Below are 14,618 nucleotides of genomic sequence, written 5' to 3'. Positions count from 1 at the left end.
CGCCATGGCTGCCACCACCGGCCTGGTCCTCTTCGCCCACGGCGCGCGCGACGCGCGCTGGCGCGAACCGTTCGACCGCCTGCAGGCCAAGCTGACCGCCGTGCTGCCGGACACCGCCGTGCGGCTGGCGTTCCTGGAACTGATGGAGCCGTCGCTGCCCGTGGCGCTGGGCGAACTGGCCAGCGCGAGCGTGGAGGAAGTCACCGTCGTACCGGTGTTCTTCGGCCAGGGCGGCCACATCCGCCGCGATTTGCCGGCGCTGATCGACCAATGCCGGGCGCAATATCCGGCGATGCGGATTGGCTGCGCCGCGGCGGTGGGCGAGGCCGAGAGCGTGCTGGACGCGATTGCGGCGTACTGCGTGGGGGCGGTGGCAACAACACCATCGCGGCAGTCGCCAATAGGGGAATGATCTGAAGACACGTCCATCCGCTTCACCGATGGACGTGTCAGATGCCTGCAATCTATCGATTGCTGCCAACAGGCACCGACTGCATCGGCATCATGTTCAGGTTGGCGTTGTGCATGACCCACAACGACCCCGCTACGACAATGGCGATCAGGAACACGGTACACGCAAAGATAGCCGTGTTGCCACGTTGGCCCTTGCGCGGGCCAAGGTGCAGGAAGAACACCAGCTGCACCAGCAACTGGACGATACACAGCGTCACGATCATCAGCAGCCCGGCGCGCGGCGGCAACAGCTTGCCCATGACCGCACCGAACGAGATGAACGTCAGCACCAGCGAGAGTACGTAGCCGGTCAGGTGGCTGCGCAGGCTGCCATGGTCATCCTCATGCGCATGTGGTTGGTTGGCCATCACAGGAACTCCCGCAGGTAGACAATGGTAAAAACGCCAATCCAGACCAGGTCCAGGAAGTGCCAGAACAGGCTCAGGCAGGCCAGGCGGCGACGCACGATGCCATCGAGACCGAACACCTGCACCTGGTTGACCATCACGATGATCCAGAGCAGCCCGGCGCTGACGTGCAGGCCGTGCGTGCCCACGAGCATGAAGAACGCCGACAGATAGGCGCTGCGATTCGGGCCTGCGCCCTCGTGCAGCAGTTCGTGAAACTCGAAGATCTCCATGCCGACGAAGGCGGCACCGAGCGCGAATGTCAGCACCATCCAGCGGATGACTTCGTTGGGGTTGCCCTTGCCGTTCCGTACCTTCAGCATCGCCACGCCGAAGGTCAGGCTGCTGGTCAGCAGCAGCATCGTTTCGCCGAGTACAAAGCGCAGATCGAACAGCTCGCGTCCAGTCGGGCCCCCGGCTGTGCCATTGACGAGCACGCCAAACGTCGCGAACAGCGAGGCGAAGATCAGGCAGTCACTCATCAGGTACAGCCAGAAGCCAAGCTTGAGGCTGGTTTGCGCCTGTTCGGCGTGATGCGCGTGGTCGTCGTCATGCGCATGCGCGGCGTGGGTCTCGTGATGCGGTGCCTGCGCGGCCTCGGCGCGCAGTTTCAAGGTCGTCGTCATGATCAGTTGGCCCCTTTCAGTTGCGCAAAGCGGGCGCGCTCGATGCGCTCCACTTCGGCGGCAGGGACGTAGTAGTCCACGTCACGGTCATAGGCGCGGGCGATGAACGTGCAGATCATCGCGGCCAGGCCAAAGCCCGCCATCCACCAGATGTGCCAGACCAGGCCAAAGCACAGCACCAGCCCGAACACCGATACGATGAAGCCCGCCGACGTATTGCGCGGCATATGGATGTCTTCGTACGCGGCAGGCGCCACGTAGGCGCGGCCCGCTTCCTTGTCATCCCAATGCTGTTCCAGCGACGTGATGTGCGGTACGTGCGCGAAGTTGTAGAACGGCGCCGGCGAGGCGGTAGCCCACTCCAGACTCCGGCCATCCCATGGATCGCCGGTCAGGTCGCGGTTCTCGTTCCGGTCGCGCACGCTGACGAACAGCTGCCACAGGATCGCCAGGATGCCGCAGCCGATGACCACCGCGCCCACCAGTGCAACGATCAGGTACGGCTGCCATTCGGGGTTGTTGTAGTGGTTCATGCGGCGCGTCATGCCTTGCAGGCCCAGCGCGTACAGCGGCATGAACGCCAGGTAGAAGCCGATCAGCCAGCACCAGAACGCGACCTTGCCCCAGAACTCGTTCAGCGTGAAGCCGAACACTTTCGGGAACCAGAACGTCATCGCGGCCAGGCAGCCAAACACCACGCCGCCGATGATCACGTTATGGAAGTGGGCAATCAGGAACAGGCTGTTGTGCAGCACGAAGTCCGCGCCCGGCACGGCCAGCAGCACGCCGGTCATGCCGCCCACGGCAAACGTCACCATGAAGCCAATTGTCCACAGCGTCGACGAATGGAAGCGGATGCGTCCGCGGTACATCGTGAACAGCCAGTTGAACAGCTTCACGCCGGTCGGAATCGAGATGATCGAGGTCATGATGCCGAAGAAGGCATTGACGCTGGCGCCCGAGCCCATCGTGAAGAAGTGGTGCAGCCAGACGAAGAACGACAGGACACCGATCGACGATGTGGCGTACACCATCGACGAGTAACCAAACAGCGGCTTGCGCGAGAACGTGGCGATGATCTCCGAGAACGCGCCAAAGCACGGCAGGATCAGCACGTAGACCTCCGGGTGGCCCCAGATCCAGATCAGGTTCACGTACATCATCGCGTTGCCGCCAAGCTCGCTGGTAAAGAAGTGCATGTCCAGGTAGCGGTCGGCGGCCAGCAGCGCCAGCGTGGCGGTCAGCACCGGGAAGATGGCGACAATCAGGATGTTGGTGATCAGCGCGGTCCACGTGAACACCGGCATCTTCATGAGGTTCAGGCCCGGTGCGCGCATGCGCAGGATCGTGACGATGAAGTTGATGCCGGTCAGCGTGGTGCCTAGCCCCGATATCTGCAGTGACCAGATGTAGTAGTCGACGCCCACCGTGGGGCTGTAGCCGAGCCCGCTCAAGGGCGGATAGGCGACCCACCCCGTGGCCGCAAAATCGCCGACGAACATCGACATCATGACCAGCACCGCGCCCATCGCCGACATCCAGAAACTCAGCGAGTTGACGAACGGGAACGCCACGTCGCGCGCGCCGAGTTGCAGCGGCACAATCACGTTCATCAAACCGAGGATGAACGGCGTAGCCACGAAGAAGATCATGATCACGCCATGCGCGGTAAAGATCTGGTCGTAGTGATGCGGGGGCAGGTAGCCGGTTGCCTCACCCACGGCGATGGCCTGCTGGGTGCGCATCATGATGGCATCCGCAAAGCCGCGCAGCAGCATGACCAGCGCCAGGATGATGTACATCACGCCGATGCGCTTGTGGTCGACGGAGCAGATCCACTCTTTCCAGAGGTAGGACCATTTGTTGTAGTACGTGATGGCGCCTAACAGCGCGGCGCCGCCCAGCAGCACCACCACCAGCGTGCCCATGATGATGGGCTCGTGCAGGGGGATGGCGTCGAGAGAGAGTTTTCCAAGCATGATGATTAGCGCTCCAGGGTCTGCTGCTGCGCCGGGAGCGGCGGCATGTTGGCGCCGGCAATGGCGCTGATGGTCACCGGGCTGTCAGCGCGGCAGATTTCGCCATTGCTGGCCATGTACTGGTCCACCACGCCCTGGAACAGACGCGGGTCCACCTTGGCGTAGAGCGTGACGGGGTCCTTGCTGCTCGGTTGCTCCAGCTTGCGGTAGGTCTGTTCGTCAAGCGTGTGGCCCGATGCCCGGGCACGCTCGATCCATGCATCGAATTCGGCACGCGACGTGGCCACTGTGCGGAAATGCATGTCCGAGAAGCCGGAGCCGCTATACGCGGCAGAGCGGCCATCGAACACGCCAGGCTCGTCGGCAATCAGATGCAGCTTTGTCTGCATGCCGGCCATGGCGTAGACCATGCTGCCCAGGCGCGGGATGAACAGCGCGTTCATGGTCGATTCGGCCGTGATGCGGAAGTTGATCGGCGTCCCCACCGGCACGGGCAGTTCGTTCAGTGACGCCACGCCGTATTGCGGATAGATGAACAGCCACTTCCAGTCGAGCGCCACCACATCCACTTCCAGCGGCGCCACCTTCGATTCGATCGGGCGGAACGGGTCGAGCTTGTGCGTGGTGTCCCAGATGATGATGCCGAGCAGCGCCACAATCACGCACGGGATACCCCACACCACCACTTCAATTCGGGTCGAATGCGACCAGCGCGGCGCGTACTCGGCCTTGGTATTGCCCTCGCGATACCGCCACGCAAACACCAGCGTAAGGATGATCACGGGGATCACCACCATCAGCATCAGCGCCGTGGCCAGCACGATCAGGTTTCGCGTTTGCACGCCGATGGACCCGCTGGGATTGAGCAGTTCCCACGAACAACCGGCCAGACTTAGCGGGAGGGCGGCGAGGATCAGCCAACGCCAGAGAACAGGAGAAAGGAAACGGGGGGACTTTCGCCGACGGACGCGCCGCGTATCGGCCACACACACATGCATAACAACCACCTTCGCAAGAAAAACGGGTTATCCGGTGTTGTATGGATTTACCCGAACCGCGAGGCATGCTAATGTAAGACAACACCCATACAAGAGATTTTAATGTCGAAACAACACCCGAGCGAGGCACCCGCCCGGCCCGACTGGGCCCGGCCACTTCGGGAAGGAGGCGGTTCGCGATACCTGCAGATCGCCGACCTGATCGAGGTGGCGATGCGAGACGGCAGCCTTGCCCCAGGAGACCGCCTGCCCTCGCAGAGACAGCTCGCGTCCCTGTTCCAGGTCGACCTGACGACGGTGACCCGTGGCCTGAACGAGGCGGCCCGGCGCGGCCTTACCGTCGCCCGCGGCTCTCAAGGGACGTTCGTCGCGCTACCGGCTTACGAGTTGTCCCAGGCCGTGGATCTCAGCATGAACGTGCCGCCGCCGGCGCCCGGCATCGATGTCGGCGAGATGCTGCGACGGGGGATCGGGCAACTCACCCTGCGCGCGGATCCTGCACTGTTGATGACCTACCACCTGGGTGGCGGCACCACAACCGACCGGTCCGCCGGCGCGCGTTGGCTTGCGCCGATGCTGGGGTCGGTAGCCGAAGACGACGTCGTGGCATGCCCCGGCGCCCAGACGGCTTTGGCAGCCCTGATCATGGCGGGCACGGAACACGGCGGCGCCATTGCCGCCGAGCCCTTGATCTATCCCGGGGTACGGGCCGCCGCATCGCAACTCGGAAGGCGAATCGTCACGATTGCGGTCGATGGCGACGGCATGCGCCCAGACAGCCTTGAAGCGGCATGCCAGACGGAAGGGGTTCGGCTGGTCTACCTCAATCCAACGCTACAGAACCCCACGACGCATACGATGCCCGAGACACGGCGTCGAGACATCGCCCGTATCGCTGAGCGGCAGGGCATCCTGATTATCGAAGACGACCCCTACTGGCTGCTCACGCCCGACGCGCCCCCACCCATCGCGACACTGGCTCCGCAGCAGACCGCCTATGTATCGACACTATCGAAGTGTCTGAGCCCAGGGTTGCGAACCGCCTATGTTGTCGTGAAGGATCCGGCGGTTCAGAACGCGATGCTGACCGCACTCCGGGCCATCACGCTGATGGCGTCGCCGCTGGCGACGGCACTCGCCACGCAGTGGATCCTCGATGGTGCCGCGAAGACGCTCCTTGATGGCATTCGGGCGGAGGCTGACGCGCGGCAGCAGATCGCCAGACAATGGTTGGCGGGCTTCGATGCCAATCCGGCCCTGGGGATTCACATCTGGCATCCATTGCCGAGCTATTGGACATCAGCAGACTTCACCCGGACCGCGCGCGCAGAAGATCTCCGCGTGACGGGCGCCGACGCCTTTGCGGACGGCACGTCCACGCCAGGTGCCATCCGGATTTCACTCGGGGGGGTCGCCGAACGCGGGCAGTTGTCGCTTGCGCTCAAGAAGCTGTCAGGGCTTCTCGCGCGAAGGCCGGCGCGCGACGCGTTTCAGGTCATTTGAGACGCCGGCTCAGCCCGCTCAATCCGTTCCAGCCTCCGAACGTGAGGGGATGGAGTCTGTCGATCAGCCGATGCGCCTCCCCTACCGTCCGCAGGGCCAGCGCGCCCTGTAGTTCGTTCTGGTCCAGGCGCGCAGTTTCCACGTAAATGGCGACGGCGATGATGATTGCCGCCTTCGCCTGCGGATCCAATTCCGAGTCTTCTGGCTTGTCGAAGAACCTTTGGTTTGCGATCCATCTACCGCAGGAATAGTCCGCCTGGCTAAGCGCCTGACGCACAAATGTTTCATCCTTCGTACCACGGTACAACACGTCATCACTCCAGTTTGATGGCTGAGCCCGCCTGAATCCATACAACATATCATCTTGTATGCATTCAAGATATCGATATCCGTATACTATGCGTCGATGTACGGATTTGCAAACTGGGTTCGTGATCGGCGATGAGCAAAAAAAGGCCAGAGCATCGCTCTGGCCTTTTTCATCCGCCCCCGCCAATTCAGGCGGCGCGTTCGTGATGATGTCCGTCCGGCCCAGCCTCTTCCACCGCCTCCGTCGCCCGGTCCGCCAGGGCCTCGCCGATCATCAGCAGGCTCGGCTGCACCGGGTCCATCCACGCTGCGGCCTCCCCAGCGGCCATCTGGCGTAGCGTGAACTGGTGGCTGCGCTGTTTCGCGGTGGTGGCCGCTTCCACCACCCACGCGGGCGTCGAAGCCGGCTTGCCGTGGGCAATCAGCTGGGCAGCGATGTTGGCCGCCTGGTCGCGGCCCATGTAATAGACGATGGTGTCGGCGCGGACGTCAGCTTCCACGTCCACCGCATCGGCCGCCTTGGCCTGGGTGGCGAAGGCCACGCTGCGCGAGACGCCGCGCTTGGTCAGCGGCTTGCGGATGGCCGAAGCCGCCGCCAGCGCCGCCGTGATGCCCGGCACCACCTCATACTCGATGCCCGCCGCTTCCAGCGCCTGCAGTTCCTCGTCGGCGCGGCCGAACAGCATCGGGTCGCCGCCCTTGAGCCGGACCACGCGCTCGTACTTGGTGGCCAGGTCCACGATCTGGCGATTGATGAACAGCTGCGCGGTGCTGCGCTGGCCGCAGCGCTTGCCCACCTCCACGAGTTGCGCCTGGGGGCACCAGGCCAGCATCTCGGGCGACACCAGCGCGTCGTGCAGCACCACCTGGGCCTCGCCCAGCAGGCGTGCGCCACGCACCGTAATGAGGTCGGCCGCACCGGGGCCTGCACCAATCAGGGTCACGCGTCCGGTCCGTTTGTCTTGATGCGGGGTCATCTCGCTCACTGTTCTACTTGCCGTCTGACGATATCGATGTCAGCTATACGCACGGATCATGCCCGCCGCCACCGTGTGGTTGGTCGCCTCGTCGATCAGCACGAACGCGCCCGTCGCAGGATTATCGCCGTAGACGTCGCACACGATCGGCTTCTGCAGCGACAGCTGCACCGAGCCGATGTCGTTCAGGCGGATGTCGTGGCGGCCGGTCTCGTGCGACAGCGTGTGCACGTCCAGCACGCGATCCACCGCCGACACGCGCGCGAACACGCTGGCCGTGGTGTGCTTGAGCACGTACTTGCGGGCCGGGTTCAGCGATTCGTCGTCGAACCAGCACAGGTCGGCCTGCAACTTCTTGGCCGAGACCGAGGCAGCATCGGCAGCCACGAACATGTCACCGCGTGATACATCGACGTCTTCCGACAGGCGCACCGTCACGGTGTCGCCCGCGTTGGCCGAGTCCGCCGCGCCGTTCGGCGTCAGCACCTCGGCCACCACGGCGTCGCGGTTGGCCGGCAGCACGCGCAGCTTCTGGCCCACGCGCACGGTGCCCGCTTCCACGCGGCCTGCGTAGCCCCGGAAATCGTCCGACTGGGCGCCGTCCTGGCGGATCACCAGCTGCACCGGGAAGCGCAGCGCGGCATCGCCCTCGGGGGCCGGGTCCTCCACGGGGAGGGCCTCGAGCAGCGGCAGCAGCGGCTCGCCCTGATACCACGGCATGGCGTCGCTGGCGTGGACGATGTTGTCACCACGGAGCGCCGATACCGGCACATATCGCACATCCTTCAGGCCCAGTTGGGCGGCCAGTTCGGTGTAGGCGGTGCGGATCTCGTTGAAGCGCTGCTCGCTGAACTCGACCAGATCCATCTTGTTGATGGCCACGATCACGTGCTGGATCTCCAGCAGCTTCAGGATGGCCGAGTGGCGCTTGGTCTGCGCCAGCAGTTCGGCCCGGCCGTCCTGCACGGTCACGCGCGTGGCGTCCACCAGCACGATGGCGGCGTGCGCCGTGCTGGCGCCGGTCACCATGTTGCGGGTGTACTGCTCGTGGCCCGGCGTGTCGGCGATGATGAACTTGCGGCGCGCGGTGGAGAAGTAGCGGTAGGCCACGTCGATGGTGATGCCCTGCTCGCGCTCGGCTTCCAGGCCGTCGGTCAGCAGCGAAAAATCGATCTGCTCGCCGGCGGTGCGCTTGTTCTTGGCGTTGGCCAGCGCGGTCAGCTGGTCGGAGAGCACGGCCTTGCTGTCATACAGCAGGCGGCCGATCAGCGTGCTCTTGCCGTCGTCCACGGAACCCGCGGTGATAAAGCGCAGCAGGCCCTGGTGCAATGCTTGTTGAGTCATGATATTTGGTCCCTCTGGTCCTTGGCTGCGGCTTAGAAGTAGCCTTCCTTCTTGCGGCGCTCCATCGACGCCTCGCTGGTCTGGTCGTCCATCCGGGTGGCGCCGCGCTCGGTGATCTCGGTCACCGCGGTCTCGGCGATGATGTCCACCGGGTTGGCGGCCGTGCTGGCCACCGGGCAGGTGCAGGAGATGTCGCCCACGGTCCGGAAGCGTACCGACAGCACCTCGCTCACATCGCCATCCTGCTTAGGCGTGATCGGCGTCACCGGCACCAGCAGGCCGTTCTTGCGCACCACTTCGCGCTGGTGCGCGTAGTAGATCGGCGGCAGGGCCAGGTTTTCCCGGGCGATGTATTGCCACACGTCCAGCTCGGTCCAGTTCGAGATCGGGAACACGCGCATCTGCTCGCCTGCCGCCATGCGGGCGTTGTACAGGCTCCACAGCTCGGGGCGCTGGGCCTTGGGGTCCCACTGGCCGAACTCGTCGCGGAACGAGAAAATCCGTTCCTTGGCGCGGGCCTTCTCTTCGTCGCGGCGGGCGCCGCCCATCAGGGCGTCGTACTTGTGGGCCTCGATGGTTTCCAGCAGCGTCACGGCCTGCGCCGCGTTGCGCGAGTCGGTTTCCTTGCGCAGGCGCACCGTGCCGCGCTTGATCGAATCCTCGACGTGGCCCACCACCAGGCGCGCGCCCAATTCCGCCACGCGCTGGTCGCGGAAGGCGATCACTTCCGGATAGTTGTGGCCGGTGTCGATGTGCACCAGCGGGAACGGCAGTTCCACCTTGCGGTCGCCCAGGCGGAAAGCCTTCAGCGCCAGGTGCAGCATGACGATCGAGTCCTTGCCGCCGGAGAACAGCAGCGCCGGGTTGCGGCACTCGGCCACCACTTCACGGATGATGTAGATCGACTCGGCTTCCAGCCGGTCGAGGTGGTCGTTCTGGACCTGGAGCAGGTGTTCAACCCCTGCTTCTGCGATGTCGTTCATGATGCCCATGTCGTTCTCGGCCTCGATTCAATACTTCAATGCTTGATGTTCTGCTCGTGGAGCCCGCACTCTTTCGAGTCCTTGCTCTCCCACCACCAACGTCCGGCGCGGACGTCTTCGCCAGCCTTCACGGCGCGTGTACACGGCTCGCAGCCGATGCTGGGGTAGCCCTTGGCATGCAGCGCGTTCACCGGCACGTTGTGGCGCACCAGGTAGGCCCAGACCTCGGCCTCGGTCCAGTCGGCCAGCGGATTGAATTTCGGGATGCCGCGCGCTTCGTCCAGCTCCTCGAAGGGCAGCTCGGCGCGCGTGACGGCCTGCTCGCGGCGTTGGCCGGTCATCCACGCATCGGCGTGGGACAGCGCGCGGTTCAGCGGCTCCACCTTGCGGATGCCGCAGCAGCTCTTGCGCAGGTCCACGCTGTCGTAGAACGCGTTCAGGCCGTGGTTCTTCAGGTAGTTCTCCACCGCGTCCTGATCCGGCGTGAACTGCTCGATGGCGTAGCCGTAGTGCGCATGCACCTGGTCCAGCACGGCCAGCGTCTCGGCGTGCAGGCGGCCGGTGTTCAGCGTGAACACGCGGATGCCGGCGCGCACGGCGTCGCCGCCGCGCAGGATGGCATCGGTCAGGACCATGTCCTCGGCAGCCAGGCTGGTGGCGAAGCGGGCGCGGAAGAAGCGGCCCGCGATACCGGCCAGCCGCTCGGCCAGCGCGCGTTCCTTGGCTTCCAGCGCCTCCACGGTGCCCGTGTAGACCGGCTGGGTCCACAGCGCGGGCGGGCGCAGGCCGGACACCGGCGCACCCATCTCCACCACTGGGATGTCGGAGATCACCGTGCTCATGCAGCGCCCCGGGCGGTCACTTCCGCGCGGTTGCGGCGGAACAGCGGCAGCGGCTCGTCCACCGAGGCCTGGTAGGCCACCGTGAACTCGGTAAAGCCCTTGATGGCGTCGTCGATGTTCTTGTCGGCGCGCACCGCGAAGGCGTCGAAACCGCAGCGCTTCATGAAGTTGAGCTGGTCGCGCAGCACATCGCCGATGGCGCGGAGCTGGCCGTCCCAGTGGTAGCGGGTGCGCAGCAGGTAGGCCGACGAGAAACCGCGGCCATCGCGGAACACCGGGAAATCCACGGCCACCAGCGACACGCGGCCGAAAAACGCCTCGGCATCGCCCGGCTCGTCTTCGGGCGCCAGCCACACGCCGGTGATGGCCTTGTCGCGGCCGGCCAGCAGCGCTTCGTGCGCCTTCCACACCGACAGCGGGAACAGCACGGCGCCCGTGCCCTGCGCGGCGGCGGCCACGCGGGCCTCGTCCAGCGGCTCGGTCTCGGTGGCGCGCAGCACGGTCCAGTTGTCCTCGACGATCACGGGGCGGAGGTCGGCGGCGTCGCGTTGCAGTTGAATGATCTTTGCCATGTTCAGTCTCTCCGGGGTCGTCAGGCTTCGGCGCGCTCTTCGCGCTGCTTGTCGGCGTACACACGTTCCTTGAACGGGGCGATGCCGATACGGGCGAACGTGTCGATGAAGCGCTCGTCCTCCACGCGGTGCGCGACAAAGGTCTCGATGATGCGGCTCACCACTTCGGGCATTTCCTCGGCGCTGAACGACGGGCCGATGACCTTGCCCAGCGCGGTGTTGTTGCCCTGGGCGCCGCCGAGCGTCACCTGGTACCACTCGGAACCGTCCTTGTCCACGCCCAGCACGCCGATGTTGCCCACGTGGTGGTGGCCGCACGCGTTAATGCAGCCGGAGATGTTCAGCGAGATCTCGCCCAGGTCGTGCACGAAGTCGAGGTTGTCGAAGCGCTCCTGGATACCCAGCGCGATCGGGATCGACTTGGCATTCGCCAGCGAGCAGAAATCGCCGCCCGGGCAGGCGATGATGTCGGTCAGCAGGCCGATATTGGCCGTCGCCAGGCCGGCCTGCTTCGCTTCCTGCCAGAGGGCGAACAGGTCGTGCTTCTTCACGTCCGGCAGCACCAGGTTCTGCTCGTGCGCCACGCGCAGCTCGCCAAACCCGTAGCGGTCGGCCAGGTCTGCCACGGCTTCCATCTGCTTGTCCGTGGCATCGCCCGGGGGCGAGACCGGACCCGGCTTGGTGGAGAGCGTCACGGCGGCGTAGCCCGGCACCTTGTGGGCGTGCACGCTGCGGCTGACCCAGCGCGCGAACGCCTTGTCCTCGAGCAGGTGCTTCTCATAGCCGGCGTCGGTGTCGGCCAGCTTCTCGTAGGCCGGCGGGGCGAAGTACTGCGCCACACGGTCGAATTCGTCCTGCGTGATGGTGCCCGGGCCGTCCTTGCTGTGCTGCCACTCTTCCTCGACCTCGGCGGCGAACTTCTCGGCGCCGATGGCCTTCACGAGGATCTTGATGCGTGCCTTGTACTTGTTGTCGCGGCGGCCGTAGCGGTTGTACACGCGAATTGCCGACTCCACGTAGGTCAGCAGGTGCTGCCACGGCAGGTCGTCCTTGATGATCGTGCCCAGGATCGGCGTGCGGCCCAGGCCGCCACCGGCCAGGATGCGCAGGCGCGTCTCGCCAGCGGCGTTCCGGTAGGCGTAGATGCCGATGTCGTGCATCTGCACCACGGCGCGGTCGTTGGCGGAGGCCGAGATCGCAATCTTGAACTTGCGCGGCAGGAAGGCGAATTCGGGCTGGAAGGTGCTCCACTGGCGCAGCAGTTCGGCCAGCACGCGCGGGTCCACGGTCTCGTCCGGCGTCACGCCGGCGAAGTGGTCGGTGGTGATGTTGCGCACGCAGTTGCCCGAAGTCTGGATGCCGTGCATCTCCACGCTGGCAAGGTCGGCCAGCACGTCCGGCACGCGCTCGAGGTCCATCCAGTTGTACTGGATGTTCTGGCGCGTGGAGAAGTGGCCGTAGCCGCGGTCGTACTCGCGCGCGATGTGCGCCAGCATGCGCATCTGCTTCGACGACAGCAGGCCGTACGGAATGGCCACGCGCAGCATGTAGGCATGGCGCTGCATGTACAGGCCATTCTGCAGCCGCAGCGGCAGGAATTCCTCTTCGGTCAGTTCGTCGGCAAGGCGGCGGCGCACCTGGTCACGGAACTGGGCAACGCGCTCCTGGACGATGCGCTGGTCGTATTGATCGTACTGATACATGGTGTGGGTCCGTTCAGTATTCGTTGAATGCTTAGGAAACGAGCTTGATGGCGACCAGCGTGAGCGTGGTAGCCAGGGCGGCGCGCACGAGCCGCTCGGGCAGCGCCCGGGACAGTTGCGCGCCCAGCCAGATGCCGGGGATCGAGCCCACCAGCAGTGCCAGCAGCAAATTCCAGTCGACGGTGCCGAGCCACACGTGGCCCAGCCCAGCCACCGCCGTGAGGGGCACGGCGTAGGCGATATCGGTGCCGGCCACCTCGGCCGGCTTCATATGGGGGTACAGCAGCAGGATCAGCGTGGCGCCAACCGCGCCGGCGCCGATCGACGACACCGTGACCAGCACGCCGATCACGGCGCCCACCACCACGGTGGCCACCATCTGGCGGCGGCCTTCCAGCTGGAAGCGCGGGTTGCGTTCGAGCCAGGCCAGCATCTGCTTGCGGAACAGCAGCGACAATACGGTCAGCAGCACCGACACGCCGATCATCAGCCGAATGCCATGCAGCCAGCGCGCGTCCAGCTCCCCGGCGCTCTTGAGCACGAGGATGGCGACCAGCGCGGCAGGCAGGCTGCCGATGCAGAGACGGCGCACCACCTGCCACTGCACGTGGCCATGGGCGCGGTGCGCGATGGTGCCGAAGCCCTTGGTGATGGAGGCAAACGCGAGGTCGGTACCCACCGCCGTGGCCGGCGAGAAGCCGAACAGCAGGGTCAGCAGCGGGGTCATGAGCGAGCCCCCGCCTACCCCGGTCAGGCCGACCAGGATACCTACCATCAGACCGGAAGCGGTGTACGCAAGGGACATTCGGGGGGTCTCGACAATGCCTTTCCCATCACTTTCACGCTTCGCCGGGGGTCAGGCTGGGCGCGGACGCAATACGGACAGGCCGTTATTTAACAAAGTTCGAAAATCGTAATAAACTGGCCTCATATCTCAAACTAATAAGAAGTTGTTTGTTTATACGCACCGAGTTATATGAACCTGCACCAGTTCCGCTTCGTGCGCGAGGCCGTCCGTCAGAACTACAACCTGACCGAGGCCGCTAAAGCGCTTTATACGTCACAACCTGGCGTCTCCAAGGCCATCATCGAGCTGGAGGAAGAGCTGGGCGTCGATATCTTTACGCGGCACGGCAAGCGCATCCGCAGCCTGACCGAGCCGGGGCGCCGCATCCTGACCTCGGTGGAGAAGATCCTTCAGGAGGTGGAGAGCCTGAAGCGCGTGGGCAAGGACTACGCGGCGCAGGACCAGGGCAACTTCACCATCGCCACCACGCACACCCAGGCGCGCTACGCGCTGCCGCGCGTGATTGGCGAGTTCACCAAGCGCTACCCCAAGGTGCGGCTGTCGATCCAGCAGGGCAACCCCGCGCAGATCGCGGACATGATCCTGCACGATCAGGCCGACATCGGCATCGCCACCGAGGGCATCTCGGGCGACAAGGGCCTGGTCTCCCTGCCGGGCTACCAGTGGTCGCACACGGTCATCACGCCGCCCGACCATCCGCTGCTGGAAAAGAAGCACATCGCGCTCGAGGATCTCGCAAGTTATCCATTGATCACTTACGATCCGAACTTCGCGGGCCGCCCCAAGATCGACAAGGCGTTCGCCTTGCGCCAGCTGCAGCCGGACATCATCCTCGAGGCCATCGACGCCGACGTGATCAAGACCTATGTCGAGATCGGCCTGGGCATCGGCATCGTGGCCGGCGTGGCGTTCGACGCCGAGCGCGACCGCAACCTGCGCGGCATCCCGGTCGGCCATCTGTTTGGCACCAATGTGACCCACCTGGCCGTCAAACAGGGCGCGTATCTGCGCAGCTTCGTCTATACCTTCATCGAATTGTTCTCGCCCACCCTGAACCGCAAGCTCGTGGAACAGGCGATGTCGGGCGATCACGAGGCCTATGAGCTGTAATCGG

The 14,618-nt window shown here is 64.9% G+C and carries 15 protein-coding genes; 3 read left to right on the top strand and 12 right to left on the bottom strand.

The window, feature by feature from the left end; genetic code table 11:
• The first annotated feature begins 4 nt into the window (after positions 1–4).
• On the top strand, positions 5–412 hold the full coding sequence (locus tag KHO18_RS18195; RefSeq protein WP_144197907.1) for a sirohydrochlorin chelatase: 408 nt from the start codon (positions 5–7) through the stop codon (positions 410–412).
• Positions 413–464: 52 nt separating this feature from the next.
• Here KHO18_RS18195 and cyoD read toward each other — a convergent pair whose 3' ends face one another.
• From cyoD to cyoA, 4 genes are read right to left on the bottom strand one after another with little or no spacing between them, the layout of a single operon-like run.
• Positions 465–821, bottom strand: coding sequence for a cytochrome o ubiquinol oxidase subunit IV (gene cyoD, locus KHO18_RS18190; protein ID WP_144197906.1), 357 nt, complete (start codon positions 819–821; stop codon positions 465–467).
• On the bottom strand, positions 821–1,486 hold the full coding sequence (cyoC, locus tag KHO18_RS18185; protein WP_144197905.1) for a cytochrome o ubiquinol oxidase subunit III: 666 nt from the start codon (positions 1,484–1,486) through the stop codon (positions 821–823). Before cyoC ends, cyoD begins: the two co-directional genes overlap by 1 nt.
• A 2-nt stretch (positions 1,487–1,488) precedes the next feature.
• A complete protein-coding gene (gene cyoB / locus KHO18_RS18180) occupies positions 1,489–3,465 on the bottom strand; it encodes a cytochrome o ubiquinol oxidase subunit I (protein ID WP_144197904.1) in 1,977 nt (658 codons plus the stop codon).
• Between the two features lie 5 nt (positions 3,466–3,470).
• Positions 3,471–4,463, bottom strand: coding sequence for a ubiquinol oxidase subunit II (gene cyoA / locus KHO18_RS18175; protein WP_211943661.1), 993 nt, complete (start codon positions 4,461–4,463; stop codon positions 3,471–3,473).
• A gap of 102 nt (positions 4,464–4,565) precedes the next feature.
• Between cyoA and KHO18_RS18170 the strand changes: the two genes are divergently transcribed.
• Positions 4,566–5,966, top strand: a complete 1,401-nt coding sequence (locus KHO18_RS18170) for an aminotransferase-like domain-containing protein (RefSeq protein ID WP_144197902.1) — start codon at positions 4,566–4,568, stop codon at positions 5,964–5,966.
• Here the strand turns inward: KHO18_RS18170 and KHO18_RS18165 are convergent.
• From KHO18_RS18165 to KHO18_RS18130, 8 genes are all read right to left on the bottom strand, one after another.
• Entirely contained in the window at positions 5,959–6,276 is a 318-nt protein-coding gene (locus tag KHO18_RS18165; protein ID WP_144197901.1) for a hypothetical protein, read from the bottom strand. The two genes, KHO18_RS18170 and KHO18_RS18165, sit on opposite strands and share 8 nt — an antisense overlap.
• Before the next feature lie 187 nt (positions 6,277–6,463).
• Positions 6,464–7,252, bottom strand: a complete 789-nt coding sequence (gene cobA, locus KHO18_RS18160; protein WP_211943660.1) for a uroporphyrinogen-III C-methyltransferase — start codon at positions 7,250–7,252, stop codon at positions 6,464–6,466.
• A 39-nt stretch (positions 7,253–7,291) separates the two neighbouring features.
• Positions 7,292–8,596 carry a sulfate adenylyltransferase subunit 1 gene (locus tag KHO18_RS18155; protein ID WP_144197899.1) on the bottom strand — a complete coding sequence of 435 codons (1,305 nt, stop codon included), beginning with the start codon at positions 8,594–8,596 and terminating at the stop codon, positions 7,292–7,294.
• Between the two features lie 32 nt (positions 8,597–8,628).
• The gene (gene cysD, locus KHO18_RS18150; protein ID WP_144197898.1) at positions 8,629–9,588 is read right to left on the bottom strand and encodes a sulfate adenylyltransferase subunit CysD; all 960 of its coding nucleotides are present in this window, start codon (positions 9,586–9,588) and stop codon (positions 8,629–8,631) included.
• A gap of 26 nt (positions 9,589–9,614) precedes the next feature.
• Positions 9,615–10,421, bottom strand: a complete 807-nt coding sequence (locus KHO18_RS18145; protein WP_144197897.1) for a phosphoadenylyl-sulfate reductase — start codon at positions 10,419–10,421, stop codon at positions 9,615–9,617.
• The gene (locus tag KHO18_RS18140) at positions 10,418–10,993 is read right to left on the bottom strand and encodes a DUF934 domain-containing protein (protein ID WP_144197896.1); all 576 of its coding nucleotides are present in this window, start codon (positions 10,991–10,993) and stop codon (positions 10,418–10,420) included. Before KHO18_RS18140 ends, KHO18_RS18145 begins: the two co-directional genes overlap by 4 nt.
• Before the next feature lie 20 nt (positions 10,994–11,013).
• Positions 11,014–12,696, bottom strand: a complete 1,683-nt coding sequence (locus tag KHO18_RS18135; protein WP_144197895.1) for a nitrite/sulfite reductase — start codon at positions 12,694–12,696, stop codon at positions 11,014–11,016.
• Positions 12,697–12,727: 31 nt separating this feature from the next.
• Complete coding sequence (locus KHO18_RS18130) at positions 12,728–13,501, bottom strand: sulfite exporter TauE/SafE family protein (RefSeq protein ID WP_144197894.1); 774 nt, start codon at positions 13,499–13,501, stop codon at positions 12,728–12,730.
• A 171-nt stretch (positions 13,502–13,672) separates the two neighbouring features.
• On the opposite strand from KHO18_RS18130, the gene KHO18_RS18125 reads away from it, so the two are divergent.
• Complete coding sequence (locus tag KHO18_RS18125; RefSeq protein WP_144197893.1) at positions 13,673–14,614, top strand: CysB family HTH-type transcriptional regulator; 942 nt, start codon at positions 13,673–13,675, stop codon at positions 14,612–14,614.
• The last annotated feature ends 4 nt before the right edge of the window (positions 14,615–14,618 follow it).

It is taken from the genome of Cupriavidus campinensis (genome assembly GCF_905397395.1).
Classification (GTDB): Bacteria; Pseudomonadota; Gammaproteobacteria; order Burkholderiales; family Burkholderiaceae; genus Cupriavidus; species Cupriavidus campinensis.
The sequence above is the reverse complement of the archived record's forward strand: the minus strand, read 5'-3'. Positions and strand labels throughout refer to the sequence as shown.